The following is an 18,778-nucleotide window of genomic DNA, read 5'->3' as shown; positions in this document are numbered from 1 at the left end:
TAGCTTAAATATTTTTAAAATATTATGACTATTTTAAATTTAAAAAAATATAAAAATATTTATTTTTCTATTGACAAACAGTATATATATCTGTTATCATTTTTTCAATTGAATACGGAACTTCTTATCCAGAGTGGCGAAGGGACTGGCCCTATGATGCCCAGCAACCTGAATGATTTTTCATCATTCAACGGTGCTAATTCCAGCAGGTATAAAACCTGAAAGATGAGAAGCATGAAGGAACTCTTCTTGTGACTTATCTTACAAGAAGAGTTTTTATTTTTACTTTTTCTTAAACTATTTGGAATAGGAAAGAAGTTTATAAATACTCTTAATCTATATATTATAAAAAGGAGAGATTTTTATGAACATCTTAATTGTAGGAGGGGACAGACTTGATAATATTAAAAATAAGCTGAACAAATGTGGAATTAATAAAGTTAATCACATTACAGGTAGAAAAAAAGGGGATAAGAAAATAGAAATCCCTAAAAATACGGATGTAGTATTGGTACTTACAGATTTTATAGGACATAGTATGACTGAGATAATAAAAAAACAATCTAAAAAAAATCATACTTTAATTATGTTTTCAAAACGTTCATGGATATGTATTGAAGAAAACATAAAAAACATATTTATTGATTAAGTGTATGAACGGATGCTTAACAAACAAATAATTCCATCATTAAATGAAATATATGAAACTATTGGAAAGGAAAGTATTTTATATCTTGAAAAACTACACCAATTTATGATTGATTCTTATGAACTATCAATTAGACTTAAATTTCGTTTTGGAAGTGACCATGGATGATGTTATAAATATTGCCATAAAAAAATATGCAGATAAAACTCTATTTACTAAAAACCTTTATCATATTCCATCAATCTATTTTTAAAATACACTATTTTTAAATTACAGAACTGCGAAATTTCTCTTGCCGTCATAAAATTACTTCCTATAGCTTCAATTTGATGGGCATCGGAACCTATAGTTATATATTTTCCCCCCAGCTGGTTATATCTTTTATAGATATTTATCATATTCTTTACTGATATATCCTTATCAAGTCTTCGTGTATTTAACTCCAGACACTTGCCTTCTTTTATCACCTTATTTAATATTTCATCTATTATATCAGAAAATTCCCTGTAGTATATTTCCTTATCTTCAAACTTAGCATATCTTGCTATATAATCAATATGCCCTAGACTATCTATAAATTGAAATTTATCCAAATTACCCAGTATAACTTCAAAATACTTAATATAGGCTTCTCTTTTACTTTTTCCTCTATAATAATCTTCATAATAAAGATCTAGATTTTCTACCAAATGGACTGACCCAAGTACATAGTCAAAGGAATTATTTTTTATTAAATCACTACTCTCTCTAAAACAATCCTCTTTCATGCCAAGCTCTATTCCTAAAAGTAAATCATTACCCCTATATTTAGAATATGAATTAAAATAATCCTCTACATTAAAACAAAATGAATCTTTTTTGGGAAAATTAATATCCATATGTTCTGTTACTATACCTGATATATTCTTTTCTCTCATATATTTTATTGCATCTTCTATTTGCATATTTGAATCTGTAGAAAAAATTGTATGTATGTGTGTATCAAACACTGCATAATCCTCCCTAAAATTAAGAATTAAGAGAAAGTCAAAAACATTAACTGTCAAATAACATCAACTAAATTATTATATAATTAATGATAAAACCTTCTCTCTTTATTAAATTTATAATTTTTTTATTACTTAAACAAATTCATTTACCTTCACACATTCGTCAGCACAGCGTGAAATTAAATCAGCCACTTTATCCACAGTTTCTTTAGTACAATCTCTTACCACTTCAGCTCCCAATTCTCCATTTTCCCATATGAATTGGTATACGTTTAAAAGTATGTTATCTCTTATACGGCAATAAAAATATTCTCTTTCCATGAACATTACCCTTTTATTCATATTCTCTATGAAGTTATATTTTTTAACTATATTTGCAGCATCATCGCCTAAAGGTTCCCCTGATTTTAAAACTACATCTCCATCTACCACCTCTGTTTTTGAGGTATTGTCGATATCTGAGAGCATACTGCTTACTTCGATTACTGAAGGCAGTGCTGATTTTTCCACCCAGTCATATATAACCTTTCTTTGTTTTCTCCATACTGTCATTATGTATACAATGTCAGCTTTTAATTCCAGGCTATAAGCATTAAGATCCCCAAATTCTTCACGTTTTGCTTTTAAAACATTTACTATACTTGTCTGCCAATAGCCTTTAGCATCCAATATAGGTTTTGTAGACGCTTCCACTAAGTCAGACAGCAATTTGTAATTATCCATTTTTACCCCTCCTAAAAACTCATACTTATATTATAATTCATTATCTCCAAAATTTGAATGTAATTTAATTGTCAAAACTGCTTATTGTTCACTATTTATATTAATATATTTATTTGAAAATATCATTTCACATTTTTCTAAGATAAATCCTGCAGCAAATCTATATAATATCTCTGCTAATATTATAGCAGAAATCAAGTCTAAAATTACATGTTGTTTTACAAATTGAGTAGATAATATTATAAATATACCCGTAAAATTTATACTTATTTTATTGAACTTATTTTTTACCCCTTCCACACATCCCCTCATAACTGCATAAGTTGTCAAGACATGTATGCTGGGAAAACAATTAAAGGGCTTATCCCATCTATAGGTAAGCTTAATAATACCTATAAAAATATCTCTGCCGTAAAGGGCAGGTCTAGGTACTGTTGTCTGAAAGAAAAAATAGGTCATATAACACAGAAGCATTCCTAAAATTATGGTGATCATAGTTTTATAATAAATATTCCTGTAGTTAAAGCAAAAATATACCAGTACTAATATCAAAAAAGGATACCATGCCCAATATATAACTATAAACTCTTTTATAAAGGGCACCTGTTTATCTAAAAAAGTGACTAGATTATAACATCCATTGAGAGGATTGTTTAATTTTCTATAAATTATATTTATTACAGGTATTACAAGCATGAGACTTAAAGGTATAATATTTAATTTTATATTTTTCAAGCTATCATCAGCTCCTAAATAAAGTTTTCACATTTAAACTTCTATAATTCTTATTATAGATATTAATTCTTAAATATTTACTATTTAAATGCTTAAATATTTGTTAACTTATATGCAGCTCATAATAGCATGAAAAATTATATTTTCTCTATAGCTTTTCTGTCCAGCTTTTTGTTGCATATTTTTTGCCTTCTCTTTTCAAGTTCTTTTTTTAACTCTTCCAGAGTTATATTTTCATTTGCCATTAAAACTAAAACATGATATATAAGATCACATATTTCACAAATCTTATCTTCTTTATTATCATTCTTGCTGGCAATTATAACTTCTGAACTCTCTTCTCCAACTTTTTTTAGTATTTTATCCAGTCCTTCTTTAAATAGATAATTAGTATAGGAACCCTCTATTGGATTTTCTTTTCTATCTTTTATAACATTATATAATTCTTCTACCACACTTTGTAATTCCACCAATAACTACTCCTTTTAAAATTTTATTATTTAAACTATATACTTCTATAAAAACAACTTCTATTTCCAGTATGACAGGCAGCTCCTATCTGTTCCACTTTTATTAAAAGTGTGTCATAATCACAATCTACATTTATACTCTTTACATATTGATAATGACCGGAGGTAGATCCTTTATTCCATAACTCTTTTCTGGATCTGCTCCAAAACCAGGTCTTTCCCGTTTCAATAGTTTTATTTAAAGATTCTTCATTCATGTATGCCACCATAAGCACTTCTCCATTTTCAAAATCTTGAATTACAGCAGGAATAAGCCCTTTTTTAAAATCTATATTTTTTAAAATTTCCTTTTCCATATTATCACCTATTTTAATATATTCCATAATTATATTTTTTACAAGAACTATTCCTTATAATCTTACAGGAATATCTCTTTTATGAAGATATTCTTTTACATCCTTTATTTCTAACTCTCCATAGTGAAACAAAGAAGCTGCAAGGGCTGCGTCTGCACCAGTATCTTCAAATACATCGTAAAAATCCTCTAAAGAGCCGCATCCTCCAGAAGCTATTACAGGAATATTTACAGATTCAGCTACTGCTTTAGTAAGTTCTATATCATATCCATTTTTAGTGCCATCTGCATCCATACTTGTAAGAAGTATTTCTCCAGCACCCAAACTCTCCACTTTTTTTACCCATTCTATGGCATCTATTCCTGTATTCTTCCTTCCACCTTCTATAAATACGTCCCAACCCTGGCCATCTGCTCTCTTTTTTGCATCTATTGCAACTACTACACATTGGGAACCAAATTTATCTGCGGCCTCATATATTAAATTGGGATTTCTTATAGCCGCTGAATTTACAGATATCTTATCTGCCCCTGCCCTAAGTATAACCTTAAAATCATCTATTCCTGATATTCCACCGCCTACAGTAAGGGGAATAAATACCTTTTCTCCAGTTCTTTCAACTACGTCAATTAATGTTTTTCTCTTCTCATAGGTGGCTGTAATATCTAAAAATACTATTTCATCCGCCCCCTGTTTATTATAATACTGTGCTATATCTACAGGATCTCCTACATCTTTTAAATTTACAAAGTTTATCCCCTTTACTACTTTTCCCATATTTACATCTAAACATGGAACTATTCTTTTAGTAAGCATTTTTAATTTCCTCCTATCTCTATGGCTTCTTTTAGAGAAAGTGTTTTAGCATATATAGCTTTTCCAACTATGGCACCATATACATTTTCCTTTTTAAGACTTTTAATGTCTTCTATATCCTTTATGCCACCTGAAGCTATTACATTGCATTTAACTGAATTTTTAAGTTTTAAAAGCTGTTCTAAATTAGTTCCCTCTAAAGTTCCATCTCTACTTATATCTGTAAAAATCAAAGTTTGTACTCCTATTTTCTCCATTTCCTTCCCAAAATCTATATAATTTGTTTTACTAAGAGTGGTCCAGCCATCTGCTGCAGGTACGCCATCTTTTGCATCTATTCCCACAGCAATTTTTTCATCATAATTTTCTACAGCTTTTATTACCAGTTCCTTATCCTTTAGTGCCGCCGTTCCAAGTATTACTCTACTTACACCTAGTTTTATAAATTTATCTATGGTTTCTATATTCCTTATTCCTCCGCCAACTTCTATAGGTACATCTACATTCTTCACTATTTTAGATATTATATCTAAATTTTCGCCATTTCCCTTTAACGCCCCGTCTAGATCTACCATATGTAAATACTGGGCACCTTCACTTTTAAATTTTAGTGCTGTTTCCAAAGGGTCTTTTGCCACAACCTCCTGTGAATTCATATCCCCCTTATATAATCTGACACATTTTCCTCCTTTTAAATCTATAGCAGGAAGTATTATCATATAAAGCCGCCTCCTTAAAATAAGCTAATTTTATTTATTTAAAAGTGCTACAAAATTCTTTAACATCTTTATACCTACATCCCCACTTTTTTCGGGATGAAATTGTGTTCCATACACTTTTCCATTACTTACAACTGCAGGCACCTCAATTCCATAAACACTGCAGGCGTTTAAATTTTCTTCATATTTCATATCTGCATAAAAAGAGTGTACAAAATACACATAACTATTTTCCGGAATATACTCCAGCAGGGCACATTCCCTTTTTAAATTCAAACTGTTCCACCCCATGTGAGGTATTTTTATATTTCCATAAAGCTTAGTTACATTTCCCGGTATAAGACCTAATCCCTCGCAGTTTTCTATTTCTTCTCCAGTGTCAAATAAAAGCTGCATTCCAAGGCATATACCAAGCAGCGGTATCCCTTTTTCCACAGCATTTTTTATAGCTACATCCAGTTTCTTGCTTCTTAGGTTTTTCATAGCTTCAGGAAAAGCACCTACTCCCGGCAGTATCACTCCCTGACTATTCTCTATATAATCCTTATCTGAAGTTATTTGGGCTTCTTCCCCTATATATTTTAATGCTTTTTTTACACTTTTTAAATTTCCCATTCCGTAATCTATAATAGAAATCAAAATATCCCCTCCTTATTAAATCATTCCCTTGGTAGACAAGCTACCTTCTATTTTTTCATCTATGGATACTGCCTCTCTTAAAGCATGGGCAAAAGATTTAAAAACAGATTCTATAATGTGATGAGTATTTTTACCGTAAAAAACCTTTATATGAAGAGTCATTTCAGCATTAAAAGCAAGTGCTCTAAAAAATTCCTCTATAAGCTCTGTATCCATTTCTCCTACCTTGGAGTTTTTTAATTCTCCCTGAAAAACTAAAAAGGGTCTTCCACTTAAATCTACAGAGCACATAGACAAACTTTCATCCATAGGTATAAAAAAAGTTCCATATCTTCTTATACCCCCTTTATCTCCTAGTGCCCTTTTTATGGATTTTCCAATACATATTCCCACATCCTCTACGGTGTGATGAAAATCTACATCTAAATCCCCTTTTGCATATATATCCATATTCATAATTCCATGCTTTGCTATCATACAAAGCATGTGATTAAAAAATCCTATACCTGTATCAATATTATATTTTCCCCTGCCATCTAAATCTATTTTCACTTTTATATCCGTTTCATAGGTTTTTCTTGAAATTTCTCCTATTCTCAATAAGACACCTTCCTTCTGAAAATTATTTTAGTATTTTACTTAAATTATTTATAACAGCCTCATTTTCTTCTCTGCTTCCCACGGTTATTCTTAAAAAGTCCTTAAGTCTTCCCTGTTTGTAATTTCTAACAACTATTTTATTTTTAAGGAGATATTTATACACAAATTCTGCATCTTTAAATTTTATAAGTATAAAATTTGCACAGGTAGGATATAATTTAAAATCTTTAAAAGCACTTAATTTATCTATTAAAAAACTTCTTTCATTCTTTATATTCTCTAGAGATTTTTTTATATATTCTGTTTCCTTAAGTACAGTTTCACCTATGGCCTGAGTTACAGAACTTACATTAAAAGGAGGTTTTGCTTTTTTTATTTCATTTAACATAAAAGAATTGGTAATTAAAAATCCCAATCTTATGGCAGCTGAAGCCATGGCCTTTGAACAGGTTCTAAGTACTATGAGGTTTTCATATTCATATATGCTGTCTACTATACTTTCTTCATGAAATTCAACATAGGCCTCATCTACAACTACTGCACAATTACATCCATTTAATATTTTAAATATCTGCTCTCTTTTTAAAACTTTTCCTGTAGGATTATTGGGATTTGACAGGAATAATACTTTCACTTTCTCCACATTTACACTTTCTATAAGCTTATCTACATCCAAATTGAACTCTTCATCCAGTTGAAAAATTAAAGCCTTCCCTCCACCTACTTCTGAATAATTTCCATACATAGAAAAATCAGGTTCTACAGTCATTATATTTTCATTCTTATCTACAAGTGCAGCTATAATAATCTGTATAAGTTCATCTGAGCCATTTCCTGCCATTATATTTTCTCTGTTTATGCCAACATATTTAGAATATGCCCTACATACTTTTTCTGCCCCGGCATCGGGATACCTATTAAACTCCACATCTTTTATTTTATTTAATATTTTTCCCATCATATAATCATCTAGTTTTAAAAAACTCTCATTAGCATCCAATTTTATTTCATAATCCAATTTAGGTACAGTATAGGGTACAAAATTTTGAAGATTTCGTTTAAATAATTTCTCTATCATAGTTTTCTCTCTCCTTTTAAGCTTTATTCCTTACCATTATGGAGTTAGCATGTGCAGTAAGCCCTTCCCCTTGTGCCAATTTTACAATTTTATCTCCTATCTTTAAAAGTGCCTTCTCTGAATAATGTGTAAAACTAGATTTTTTTATAAAATCATCTACAGATAAAGGAGAAAAAAATCTAGCAGTACCGCTGGTAGGCAGCACATGGTTAGGGCCTGCCATATAATCCCCTAAAGGTTCCGGTGAGAAATCCCCTAAAAATATAGAACCTGCATTTTTTATATCCCCAAGTACCATAAAAGGATCCTTTATGCAAACTTCCAGATGTTCTGGAGCTATTTTATTTGATATATCCAAAGCCTGTTCTATACTTTCTACCAGCATTATAACTCCATGATCTTTCAAGGATTTTCTTATTATATCTTTTCTTTCTAAGTGTTCTATCTGTTTTTCAAGCTCTTTTTTCACCTCTTCGGCTAAATCTTCAGAAGTGGTAATAAGTATGGAGGAAGCCATTAGATCATGCTCTGCCTGTGACATTAAGTCTGCTGCCAGATAGGGCGCCTTTGCCCCCTCATCTGCAATTATCAATATTTCACTAGGTCCTGCTATCATATCTATGTCCACATAACCATACACACTTTTTTTAGCCATAGCTACAAATACATTTCCTGGCCCCACTATTTTGTCCACCTTATTAATACTCTCAGTACCAAAAGCCAGTGCACCTACAGCCTGAGCTCCTCCCACTTTATATATCTTGTCTACTCCTGCTATATCTGCAGCCACCAAAATACTAGGATTTATAGTTCCATCTTTCATAGGAGGTGTCACCATTATAATTTCTTCTACTCCAGCTACCTTGGCTGGAATAGTATTCATAAGTACGGAAGATGGATATGCCGCCGTTCCTCCAGGTACATATATGCCTACCTTTTCCAAAGGTCTTATTTGCTGTCCAAGTATTATTCCATCTTCTTTTGTAGTTATCCAGGAATTTCTTCTCTGTTTTTGGTGAAAAAACATTATATTTTCAGAAGCTGTTTTTAACGCTTCTATAAACTCATCTTCTACTAATTTATAAGCATCTTCTGTTTCGCTTTGGGTTACCAGCATATTCTCCTTTGTCACATTATAGCTGTCAAACCTATTAGTATATTTTATAAGTGAGGTGTCTCCTTTTTTCTTAACCTGCTCAAGTATTTCATTTACTTCTAAAATCACATTATTATGTGTTTCTTCCTCCTTATTTCTAAGGTCATGAAAATATTTTTTTCCCTCTTTTGTATTTGCTTTTATAATACTTATGATTTCCTCTTTCATGGACTCCCTCCTACCTTGCAGCTTTTTCCATTTCATTTATCTGCACTTGCACCTTATTTATTATTTTTTCTATCTCTTCTTTTTTCATTTTCATACTGGCCATATTAACTACCATCCTCGCACTTATGCTGCATATATCTTTATAGACAACAAGACCATTTTCTTTTAAGGTACTGCCTGTTTCCACTATATCTACTATGGCATCTGCAAGCCCTAGTATAGGTGCAAGTTCCACAGATCCTTCTATTTTTATAATTTCCACATCCTGCCCCAGCTTTCTAAAATAACTCCTTGCTACATTTGGATATTTAGTGGCAATTTTTTTTCTGTTATATCCTGAATAAAAATCAGAATTTTTAAGACCAGCCAGTGAAAATTTACATTTTCCAAATCCCAAATCCAACACTTCATAAAAGTTTTTATCCTGCTCAAGCAAAGTATCTTTTCCAACTATTCCCACATCCACTACACCATGCTCCACATAAGTGAGTACATCAGGAGCTTTCACCAATACAAAATCTATATTGCTTTCCATATTGTGAAAAATAAGTTTTCTCCCCTTATTTATAACTTCACTGCAATCTACACCAGCTCTTTCAAATATCTTTACAGCTTCTTTTTCTATTCTTCCCTTAGTTAGAGCTATTTTGATTTTTCTTTCACCATCCATATCAATTTCTCCATTTCTTTAAGTATCTAAAAACAAACAACAACCCACATATTAATTGTCTACTTTTAAATACTTTATATTTTTAAGAATTTCATATTTTTGCTATGTGCATATTCTCTGGCCTCTTTTTCTTCATCAAAATGGGTAATCTCTGCAACTATTCCCTTCTCTCTGAGGCTTTGTGCTCTTTCATATGCCTCTTTGAAATTTTGTTTGTTATAATAGACAAGCACTTTTTCATCATTTTTATCAGAAAAATTCCCATTTGTCTGAAGGGATTTAATTATTCCATCCACATCTATGGCAAATCCTGTAGCCGGTTTATTTTCTCCAAATTGTGCTATCAAATTATCATATCTTCCCCCACTTAGTATGTTTCCTCCAAAACCCTGAGTATACCCTCTAAATATTATTCCAGTATAATAATCTATATGGTACACCATTCCTAAATCTACGGACAGATATTCCCCAAGTCCTATACTCTCTACAATTTCATACACCTTTCTAACATCTTCTAAAGCTCTTATGGCCCTTTTATTACAAGTGATACAGGATGTCTTTTCAATTATATCTATACCTCCAAATAACTTTGGAAGTTCTTTTAAAATATTTAAAGAACTTTTTTCAAATTTGTCTTTATTTTCATGAAGAATTTCATTCAACGCAGTGAAGTTCTTAGTGTCTATGCTTTCTCTCAACTTTTCTTTCTCTTCATAATCAAGATTTACATCTTCCACCAACGCTTTAAACATCTCTGCATGGCCAATCTCTATTTTAAAATTTTCAAGTCCACAATTTAAAAGAGCTTTTATTCCCATTATAATCACTTCTGCATCTGCATTAATATCCTTTATTCCTACAACTTCCACTCCTGATTGAGTTATTTCACTATTTTTACCATTTAAACTCTCATTAACTCTATATACATTTGAAGTATAACAAAGCCTTAAAGGATAAACTGCATCCTTTAACTTAGTCCCCACAATTCTTGCAATAGGGGTGGTCATGTCTGCTCTTAAAGCTAATATTCTTCCTTGTCCATCAATTAATTTATATATTTTTTCCTGAGGCAAGGTTGAATTTTCTATATTGAATACATCATAAAACTCTAAAGTTGGGGATTTAACCTCTAAAAATCCACTATTTATATAAATTTCTCTTAATATATTTTCTATCTGTACTTTCTTTTTACATTCTTGAAATAAAATATCCTTTGTTCCCTCTGGTATATATTTTCTCCAATTAGCCATAGAAATCACTTCCTTATTTTATCGCTTTAATTCAATGTAGTGCTAAATTAAATTATTAATGCTATTCTATCAGTTAATCTTGAAAATAGCAATATAATATATAAAAAATTTATAAGTAACTTTAATTTTACAAATTATTAGATATAGATAATGTTTTTTTAAATAGATATCAATATAATAATCTTTAATGGAAGCTGATTTCACTTCTATTAAAGATTATCATAATATTAACACCATTTTTAAACAGAATCTAAATTTTAAATTTCTTTACTGTTCTATTAAGTTTTTCTGCCATTTCTGTTTGTCCTTGGGCTGTTATAGCAACTTGTCCTATTGATCTAGTATTTTTATCAATATTTGTTCTTATTGTTTCTGCATCTCCTAATGAATTTTGTATATTTAATGCCATAAATTGAACTGCTTCACTTAATTGGTTTATTGTAGCGGTAATCTGCTGGGAAAATGCCGCTATCTCATTAGACAGTCTACTTGTATAATCTGAATCATTATAATATTGATTTCCAATATCTTGAAAACTCATAAAGTGAGAGTATATATCACCATTTATAAAATGTAATATCTCATTGGCGGTATAAGAAAGTTTTTCAAATGCCTCTTTGACTTTTATAATAGTCTCCTGGATACCTGATACTGCCTGTGAAGACTGTTCTGCAAGCTTTCCAACTTCTTCAGCCACTACTGCAAATCCTTTCCCCTGTTGTCCTGCCCTGGCAGCTTCTATTGATGCATTAAGGGCAAGTAAATTTATCTGTTCTGCTATACTGGAAATAGTATCTGCCATCATTACTATATTTTCCACCACCTTCCCATCTTCAATTGCCTTTATTACATTTTCTTCTTTCTCATTATATAAATTTTGAATATTTTCTATAATGGATTTGACTTTAGCCTTTATATGCTCAGATCTTTGTCTAAATTCATTTGCATTATTGCTTCCTTCCTCGGCCTTACCTGAAAGCTCATTTATGCTAGAATCCACTTCTTCTATAGATGCACTGATTTCTTCCGATACTGCACCTGACTCCTGTACAACATCTGTTATACTTCTTACAGCACTGCCTGTTTCCTGAATTTTTGAAGATATTTCCTTCACAATTTCAGAGAACTCTTTACTTTCTATACTCATCTTTTGGGAATTATGTGATATATCCTCGATTAATCCGGTTAATTCTTCCTTCATAATATTAAATGCATTTGCAAGTTGTCCTATTTCATCTTTTCTTTTTAATAGATAATCAAATCTATGATCTGAAGTCAAATCAAAATTTGAAGCTTTATTTACTACTTTCACCAGAGATAATATGGGATCTCCTATCCTTTTGCCAAAATACATGGAAATCAACACTGCTAATATTAATGAAGCACCAATTACTAATGTCAACCACCAGATTAATTCTCTCAATGGTTTTTCCAATTGAGCTTTAGGCACTGCCAAACCGACTGTCCAGTTACAGGAATTAATTTTTGAAGTAGTAAAATACTTTTCTTTGCCATCATAATCCTGATTCAAAATTATATTTTTATTCAATATGTTTGAAAGATGTCCATCCATTACTTTTGTAATATTTTTAGCTCCCTCTGCTGTGGGCTTAAAATCCTTATTAGGATGAACCATAAAATTATTTTTATTATCAATTAAAAAAGCATAGCTATTACTTATAGGCTTTGCCTTATCTATAATACTCGTGATTGTATCTAATCTGATATCAGAACCTACAACTGCAACCACTTCATTATTTTCTATTATGGGTTTAGATATGGATACTACCATTTTCTTTGTTTCTGCGTCCACATATGGTTCGGAATAGGTCAGTGCTCTTTTTTCAACAGCATCTTTATACCATATTCTTTCAGTACACACAAATGTATTGTCAGGCACCCATCCGGAACCGTCTAAATATTTTTTATTCTTAAAACCTACATATACTGCTAGAGAATAAGAATTTGAATCTGTTTTTTTCTTTAAATACTCCAAAAGTTTTTTATCATCTGAAGTTCCCATATGTTGTATACTATCACCAATCTCACTTACTATTTTTCCCTGCCCCTCAATCCAACCATTAATAATTTCCGCATATTTATCCGACTGTGCTGAAATCTTATTTTTAGATTCTCCAATTATAGAATTGTAAAATATAAAATAACTGACTGCTGAAGACACCAATAGACTTAATATACATGTAATTGAGATTACCAATATTATCTTATGTTTAATAGTTTTCATAGATTTCCTCCTTTTAAAAAATCGGTTTATATCCAATAATTAAAAATAGTATATAATTTAAGAATGTAAAGTGTATTAAAACAATGTAAACTTTATATTTCTTTTAAAATACTCACATAAAAATAAAAAGAGACTAAGCAAATCCTTATTATGCTAAGGAAGCTAAGTCTCCAGTATCTCTGGTGAACCATAATTTAAAATAATCTATCTTCCATTTCCCAGAAAAAACAAAGAAAGGGTGCCGCATCCACAGTGAGCAGCCATACCAAATCCCAGTATATTTATAATAAATTTATTATTTGGAAAGTCTTCTTTTATAATTTTTTCAAGGAACATTGCATCTTCTAAACAATCTCCATGTGAAATACCTATAATCTGATTTTCCGTATACATACTTTTTTCTTTAAACTTCTCTGCAATACATTTAATTGCCTTTTTTCTCCCCCTAAGGTTAACTACACTTTTTAAAGTTCCATCTTCTTGAATACACATAATTGGTTTTACATTTAAGAGAGAGCCTACATTAGCTTTAAATGAAGGTATCCTCCCTCCTTTTTTTAAATATTTTAAATCTTCCACCATAAACCAATGGTTCATTTTAAGTTTATTACTTTCCACCCAGTTTACAATTTCATCTCTAGTGCACCCATTCTCTGCCATATAATAAGCATTATATACTAAAATACCCAGCCCCATTGATGCTGATTTACTATCTATTAAAGTTATATCAGCACCTTCAAATTGGCTTAACACCTCTTCCTTTGCCAGCTTTGCACTGTTGAAAGTACCGCTTATTCCTGAGGACAGGCCTATGTATATTATAGGTCTTTTCTCCTTTAGCAGTTCTTTGAATTTTTCAGTAAATCTATATTCGTTTATCTGACATGTATAGGGTAATTCACCTTTTCTTAATCCTTCATAAAATTCCTTGTAGCTCAAAGACTCTCCAAAACTGTCCTCATAATCCTTGCCCTTGAAGTTACAGATTAAACCTAAAAAGGGAATTTTCTTTTCCATAATAAAACTGCCTGGCAAATCACAACTGGCATCCGTCATAATTATGGGCTTTGTCATCTACACATCTCCCCCCAGCATAATATATTATTTTCCACTAATTCAATTAAACCATAGGTATTTAAAATAAACAACAAATTACAATAATTTATCTGTGTCAAGTTCCAGCGGACACTTGATTCCCTTAATTGGTTGTGATAGATTTGGATAATGATGGTACTTTCAAAATTACCCTTGCGCCGCCAATTTGTTCAGAATTTGATAATTTCATAATTCCGCCACTTAACTTTATAAATGAATTTGTAATAAATAGTCCCATGCCATAATGATTCTTTGAAATTCTACTCTTGTCTCCCCTATAAAACTGCTCTGCTGCAAATTTCAGTTCTTCCTCTGAAAATCCATGTCCACTGTCTTCAATTGAAAACTCAAGTTCATTTTTACATCCATAAATTTTAAAAATCAATTTTCCAAACTCCGGGGAGTACTCAATTGCATTTGAAATTACATTCATAATAGCCCTATATAAAAGTTCTTCATCCCCATAAAAAAATTCAGGTGCACTTTCCACTTCACTTATGAGTTCAAGATTTTTTTCAGAAGCTAACGCACTTTCCTTATCTACAATTCTTTCAAAAAATGCTTTGGTCTTTATTTTAACCTGCTTTAAGATCAGTGTATCTTCTGATTTTGTAATATCTATAAGAATTCTTAAGTATTTTTCAATTTCATCTGCACTTTTTAAAATATAGTCATTATATTTTATATTACCATCTTCCTTCATTAATTCCGAATTTCCTTTTATTATGGTAAGCGGTGTCTTTATATCATGTGCCAATGCAGAAATTTGATTTTTCCTTAATTTTTCCATATCCCATTGTTTTTCTAAAGATTCCTTTAATGCATTTTTCATATCATCTAAAGAATTAATGACTTCTTCAATTTCATGAATATCAGAATGTTTAGGCTCAAAGTCAAGATGCTTTCTCTTTATGTTATCTGAAACTTCAATTAAAACTTTAATCTCTTTAGATAGGTATTTTCCAAATGCCACTGCCAGCAGAACAACTTCTCCTATAAATAATATCAAAAATAAAACTACTCCTAACAACTCTACATTTGCCAAATGTTTTCTAATTAAAGGTGATTCAAATTGTGCCTTAATAGAATATTGAATAATACAAATGTCTTTTTTTCTATGAAATACCTTATAATAGCGATCTCCAAAAATAATATTTTGATTATTCTTCATTGCCCTCCATGCTTGCTTAGCTTGTTCAACTGTAAAACTTCCATAAAGCATACTGCCTTTTTCATCATAAACACCATAATTACATCCCTGAGGTATTAAATTTTTAGTCACCTTATCTGCATTCAAAATGGCACTGCTGTTTTCTTCAATCTTCTTCTCTGAATAATTGGCAGGTAATATAAAATGCTTTTCAATCATCACAACAACTAAAAATGAATATACTACTAAAAGTAAAATTGTTGCGAGACAAAAGCATAATATATATCTGATAAATATACCTTTCAAACTTTTTTTACCTTTTAAACCCATTTGTATCCAATCCCCCAAACTGTTTCAATTGGAGAAGAACCTGCCCTTGCAAACTTCGCCCTTATGTTTTTTATATGTTCAACAATAGCTGAGCCGTCACTTTCACCGTCAAAACCAAATATAGTCTCATATATTTTTTCCTTTGAAAACACCTGCCCATGATTTATGGCAAGGAATTCACTGATTTCATACTCACTTTTTGTAAGAGGTATCTGTTTTTCTTCTATAAACACCTCTTTTGCCGAAAGTCTGAACTTCACTCCAGATACAATAAAACTATTATGTTTTTCCCTGTGTTCCCTTCTAAGGTGTGCTGCCACTCTTGAGCGCAGTTCATTGATTCCAAAGGGCTTTGTGATGTAGTCATCACCACCCATGCCAAGTCCTTTTACAATGTCTTCCTCCATAGTCTTTGCAGTCAGGAACAAAATAGGACAATCTACTATGTCACGAATGTTTTTACAAAGAGTGAACCCATCTATATCTGGCATCATCACATCTAGTAAAATCAAATCATAATCCAAACATCTTTCAACAGGGAAAGATGAAAAATCGCAGGCCGTGGTAACCCTGTGTCCTTCTCTTGAAAGTGCTGTTTTTATAATTTTAAGAATTCCCTCTTCATCATCAACTGCCAGTATATTCGCCATACTATCACTTCCTTCTAATTTTCACTTCTTCCCTCAAAATAGTTATACCATATTAAACTTAATAAAAACAATATGATAGTTGCAATGCCACAAATATATATTCCTAATTTAAATTCATTCATATATAATCCCTGAAATTTATACAGTAGTACATTAATATCATATACATCACTATTCAATATAATATAATTTTGAATTATTCTGCCGCCCCAGCTGCACGGAATCCATTTGCCTATTACATCTCCAAGTCCTGTAAGCATAAGAGCTGAAACCAGACTTTCTGCTATTCCAAGTCCTATGGAGACTCCTGTTCCAAAACAAAAACTTAATAATAAGTGTAGTATATACAAAAATATTTGACTAAATAATAAAATCAAAATTATATTTCCATAAATATAGAAATTAAATACATCCTTATGAACTAAAAATTCCAATCCTAATACAAAAATGCCGATGGCAATAATAAGAGAAAAAAATGCCATAAAAAGCAGCATACATATTTTACTTGAAAAGCTTAAAAGCTTGTGTTCTGACATCAGGAGCCCCTGAAAGTTCCCTGCATCGTATTCTTGTTCCACATCCATGGCACAGACAATTCCAATTATTAGTGGAAATCCCACGGATAAAATTTGCATATACAGCCCCATCTTAGAAACATTATCTACTGCTGCAGTTGAAGTTCCATAATATGCAACAAATAATAATGAAATCAATATTGGAACTATAATATGTATCCAAAACATTGCAGTACGACGGATTTTATAGAAATCGGATTTTATAAATTTAATAGGTGTGCACATATTACTTCGCCTCCTGTTTTTTATACCAGTTTGCAGTGGCAAATGTAAGTATGACAAATAAGCTAACTGTAATTATAATACCAGGTAATATAACGCTGTCCGATAATAATTCCGTTCTAAAAGTCTCACTCTCTTGAATAGCTCTAAGCCCATTTGGCAAAACTTTTATGATTGGAATCATAAGTCTTGATGGAACTGCATAGGGTATCATCCATAGTGTATCACTAACAGCAGTCATCACTCCCAATATAAAACAACAAACAATATTAATTAATACTGTAGAAAACATTCCTATCTTGCTTGCTAAAAACATACATAAAGGTATCTGCCATAGAAATGTTATTATTAAAACTATACTTGCAAATACTGCATTTATCATGGGAATACTTCCAAATTTTCCTATTCCTAAAACATTTCCTATGAATACAGAGCCAAATAAATGAATCATAGATGCAACCACAATCATGCATACACATGCAAGCACTTTTGCCATCCAAATCTTTTTTAAATCTACAGGTAAGGAAAGCACTGCCGTATTTTTCATTTTTTTATCTTTAACAACAACTAATGTACATAATAAAGATATCATTCCTGGAAAAAGCATTACATACCACCAATTGTAACTGTCAATTTCAAAATATCTTGTGGTTAAAACAAAGGACAGTGCTATTGGCAAAAAGGGGGCAATAAAGATAAGTTTTCCTATAAAGGTGTGTTTTATTTTCAAGTACTCTGATTTAAAATAAGCTCCCATGCTATTCCCCATCCCTTCTGTATTTTCCTGCAACCTCTATAAACAACTTTTCAAGGTCTTCTCCCTTTTTCATATCCCCCTGATACCCTAAAATTCCACCTGAGATAATCCCAATTTGGCAAGCTACTTGTTCAACTTCACTCAATATATGACTTGATAGTATTATTGTAATCCCCTGTGCCGGAAAAGATCGAATTAATTCACGAAGTTCTTGTATACCAAAAGGGTCCAGTCCATTAGTAGGCTCATCTAAGATCAAAAGCTTTGGATTATTTAAAAGTGCAATTGCAATTCCGAGCCTCTGCTTCATTCCCATAGAAAATTGATGCGCTCTTTTCTTGCCTGTATTCTTCAAATCCACTATTTCAAGTACTTCATCAATTCTCCTATCCGGTAATCCTAGTACTATTGTACGCACCTTTAAATTTTCCCTTGCAGTAAGATTTCCATAAAGCGGTGCATTCTCTATTAAAGCCCCCATATTTTTCAAATCACTTCTACTCCATTTATGACCTTCAAATAAAATTTCTCCACTACTTGCACGCAGCATCCCGGTTATCATCTTTAATATTGTAGACTTTCCCGCTCCATTTGGCCCAAGCAATCCATAAATAGAATTGCGCCTAACTCTGAGCGATATATTATTTACCGCCATTTGTCCTTTAAAATTTTTACAAAGCCCTTTAGTCTCTAAAATTAAATCATTCATTATTAATCTATCCTCCTGTTCGATTAA

At 31.4% G+C, this 18,778-nt stretch carries 22 protein-coding genes and 1 riboswitch; of the genes, 2 read left to right on the top strand and 20 right to left on the bottom strand.

Features of this window, described 5'->3' with window-relative positions; all coding sequences use genetic code 11:
* The first annotated feature begins 121 nt into the window (after nucleotides 1-121).
* Nucleotides 122-232: riboswitch (SAM riboswitch) on the top strand.
* Nucleotides 233-364: 132 nt separating this feature from the next.
* Nucleotides 365-649 carry a DUF2325 domain-containing protein gene (locus BS101_RS07955; RefSeq protein ID WP_012101694.1) on the top strand — a complete coding sequence of 95 codons (285 nt, stop codon included), beginning with the start codon at nucleotides 365-367 and terminating at the stop codon, nucleotides 647-649.
* Between the two features lie 12 nt (nucleotides 650-661).
* Nucleotides 662-817: a DUF3788 family protein gene (locus BS101_RS22650; protein WP_198039634.1), complete on the top strand. Its 156-nt coding sequence runs from the start codon at nucleotides 662-664 to the stop codon at nucleotides 815-817.
* A 47-nt stretch (nucleotides 818-864) separates the two neighbouring features.
* On the opposite strand, the gene BS101_RS07950 is transcribed toward BS101_RS22650, so the two are convergent.
* From BS101_RS07950 to BS101_RS07855, 20 genes are all read right to left on the bottom strand, one after another.
* Complete coding sequence (locus BS101_RS07950; RefSeq protein ID WP_073538349.1) at nucleotides 865-1,638, bottom strand: histidinol phosphate phosphatase; 774 nt, start codon at nucleotides 1,636-1,638, stop codon at nucleotides 865-867.
* Between the two features lie 132 nt (nucleotides 1,639-1,770).
* Nucleotides 1,771-2,361 (bottom strand): hypothetical protein, encoded by a 591-nt coding sequence (locus BS101_RS07945; protein WP_073538348.1) that lies wholly within the window; start codon nucleotides 2,359-2,361, stop codon nucleotides 1,771-1,773.
* A gap of 81 nt (nucleotides 2,362-2,442) precedes the next feature.
* A complete protein-coding gene (locus BS101_RS07940; RefSeq protein WP_073538347.1) occupies nucleotides 2,443-3,096 on the bottom strand; it encodes a phosphatase PAP2 family protein in 654 nt (217 codons plus the stop codon).
* Between the two features lie 137 nt (nucleotides 3,097-3,233).
* The gene (gene hisE / locus BS101_RS07935) at nucleotides 3,234-3,566 is read right to left on the bottom strand and encodes a phosphoribosyl-ATP diphosphatase (RefSeq protein WP_073538346.1); all 333 of its coding nucleotides are present in this window, start codon (nucleotides 3,564-3,566) and stop codon (nucleotides 3,234-3,236) included.
* Between the two features lie 35 nt (nucleotides 3,567-3,601).
* Complete coding sequence (hisI, locus tag BS101_RS07930) at nucleotides 3,602-3,922, bottom strand: phosphoribosyl-AMP cyclohydrolase (protein WP_073541190.1); 321 nt, start codon at nucleotides 3,920-3,922, stop codon at nucleotides 3,602-3,604.
* 54 nt (nucleotides 3,923-3,976) lie between these two features.
* Complete coding sequence (hisF, locus tag BS101_RS07925; RefSeq protein WP_073538345.1) at nucleotides 3,977-4,738, bottom strand: imidazole glycerol phosphate synthase subunit HisF; 762 nt, start codon at nucleotides 4,736-4,738, stop codon at nucleotides 3,977-3,979.
* Nucleotides 4,739-4,740: 2 nt separating this feature from the next.
* Nucleotides 4,741-5,457 carry a 1-(5-phosphoribosyl)-5-[(5-phosphoribosylamino)methylideneamino]imidazole-4-carboxamide isomerase gene (gene hisA, locus BS101_RS07920; RefSeq protein ID WP_073538344.1) on the bottom strand — a complete coding sequence of 239 codons (717 nt, stop codon included), beginning with the start codon at nucleotides 5,455-5,457 and terminating at the stop codon, nucleotides 4,741-4,743.
* Nucleotides 5,458-5,487: 30 nt separating this feature from the next.
* Nucleotides 5,488-6,096: an imidazole glycerol phosphate synthase subunit HisH gene (gene hisH / locus BS101_RS07915; protein WP_073538343.1), complete on the bottom strand. Its 609-nt coding sequence runs from the start codon at nucleotides 6,094-6,096 to the stop codon at nucleotides 5,488-5,490.
* 15 nt (nucleotides 6,097-6,111) lie between these two features.
* Complete coding sequence (hisB, locus tag BS101_RS07910) at nucleotides 6,112-6,696, bottom strand: imidazoleglycerol-phosphate dehydratase HisB (RefSeq protein WP_073538342.1); 585 nt, start codon at nucleotides 6,694-6,696, stop codon at nucleotides 6,112-6,114.
* A gap of 22 nt (nucleotides 6,697-6,718) precedes the next feature.
* Nucleotides 6,719-7,774: a histidinol-phosphate transaminase gene (gene hisC, locus BS101_RS07905; RefSeq protein WP_073538341.1), complete on the bottom strand. Its 1,056-nt coding sequence runs from the start codon at nucleotides 7,772-7,774 to the stop codon at nucleotides 6,719-6,721.
* A 16-nt stretch (nucleotides 7,775-7,790) separates the two neighbouring features.
* Entirely contained in the window at nucleotides 7,791-9,098 is a 1,308-nt protein-coding gene (gene hisD / locus BS101_RS07900) for a histidinol dehydrogenase (RefSeq protein WP_073538340.1), read from the bottom strand.
* Between the two features lie 10 nt (nucleotides 9,099-9,108).
* A complete protein-coding gene (gene hisG, locus BS101_RS07895) occupies nucleotides 9,109-9,768 on the bottom strand; it encodes an ATP phosphoribosyltransferase (protein WP_073538339.1) in 660 nt (219 codons plus the stop codon).
* Between the two features lie 74 nt (nucleotides 9,769-9,842).
* Nucleotides 9,843-11,018 carry an ATP phosphoribosyltransferase regulatory subunit gene (locus BS101_RS07890; RefSeq protein ID WP_073538338.1) on the bottom strand — a complete coding sequence of 392 codons (1,176 nt, stop codon included), beginning with the start codon at nucleotides 11,016-11,018 and terminating at the stop codon, nucleotides 9,843-9,845.
* A gap of 250 nt (nucleotides 11,019-11,268) precedes the next feature.
* On the bottom strand, nucleotides 11,269-13,263 hold the full coding sequence (locus BS101_RS07885) for a methyl-accepting chemotaxis protein (protein ID WP_073538337.1): 1,995 nt from the start codon (nucleotides 13,261-13,263) through the stop codon (nucleotides 11,269-11,271).
* Nucleotides 13,264-13,467: 204 nt separating this feature from the next.
* Complete coding sequence (locus BS101_RS07880) at nucleotides 13,468-14,337, bottom strand: DegV family protein (RefSeq protein ID WP_073538336.1); 870 nt, start codon at nucleotides 14,335-14,337, stop codon at nucleotides 13,468-13,470.
* 124 nt (nucleotides 14,338-14,461) lie between these two features.
* Entirely contained in the window at nucleotides 14,462-15,838 is a 1,377-nt protein-coding gene (locus tag BS101_RS07875; protein WP_073538335.1) for a sensor histidine kinase, read from the bottom strand.
* On the bottom strand, nucleotides 15,829-16,488 hold the full coding sequence (locus tag BS101_RS07870; RefSeq protein ID WP_073538334.1) for a response regulator transcription factor: 660 nt from the start codon (nucleotides 16,486-16,488) through the stop codon (nucleotides 15,829-15,831). Before BS101_RS07870 ends, BS101_RS07875 begins: the two co-directional genes overlap by 10 nt.
* Nucleotides 16,489-16,502: 14 nt before the next feature.
* Nucleotides 16,503-17,288, bottom strand: a complete 786-nt coding sequence (locus BS101_RS07865; RefSeq protein ID WP_073538333.1) for a lantibiotic immunity ABC transporter MutG family permease subunit — start codon at nucleotides 17,286-17,288, stop codon at nucleotides 16,503-16,505.
* A 1-nt stretch (nucleotide 17,289) separates the two neighbouring features.
* Nucleotides 17,290-18,042, bottom strand: coding sequence for a lantibiotic immunity ABC transporter MutE/EpiE family permease subunit (locus tag BS101_RS07860; RefSeq protein WP_073538332.1), 753 nt, complete (start codon nucleotides 18,040-18,042; stop codon nucleotides 17,290-17,292).
* A gap of 1 nt (nucleotide 18,043) precedes the next feature.
* Entirely contained in the window at nucleotides 18,044-18,751 is a 708-nt protein-coding gene (locus BS101_RS07855; RefSeq protein ID WP_073538331.1) for a lantibiotic protection ABC transporter ATP-binding protein, read from the bottom strand.
* Nucleotides 18,752-18,778 lie beyond the last annotated feature (27 nt).

The sequence above is a fragment of the Clostridium kluyveri genome (assembly GCF_001902295.1).
GTDB classification, from domain to species: Bacteria; Bacillota; Clostridia; order Clostridiales; family Clostridiaceae; genus Clostridium_B; species Clostridium_B kluyveri_B.
The sequence above is the reverse complement of the archived record's forward strand: the minus strand, read 5'-3'. Positions and strand labels throughout refer to the sequence as shown.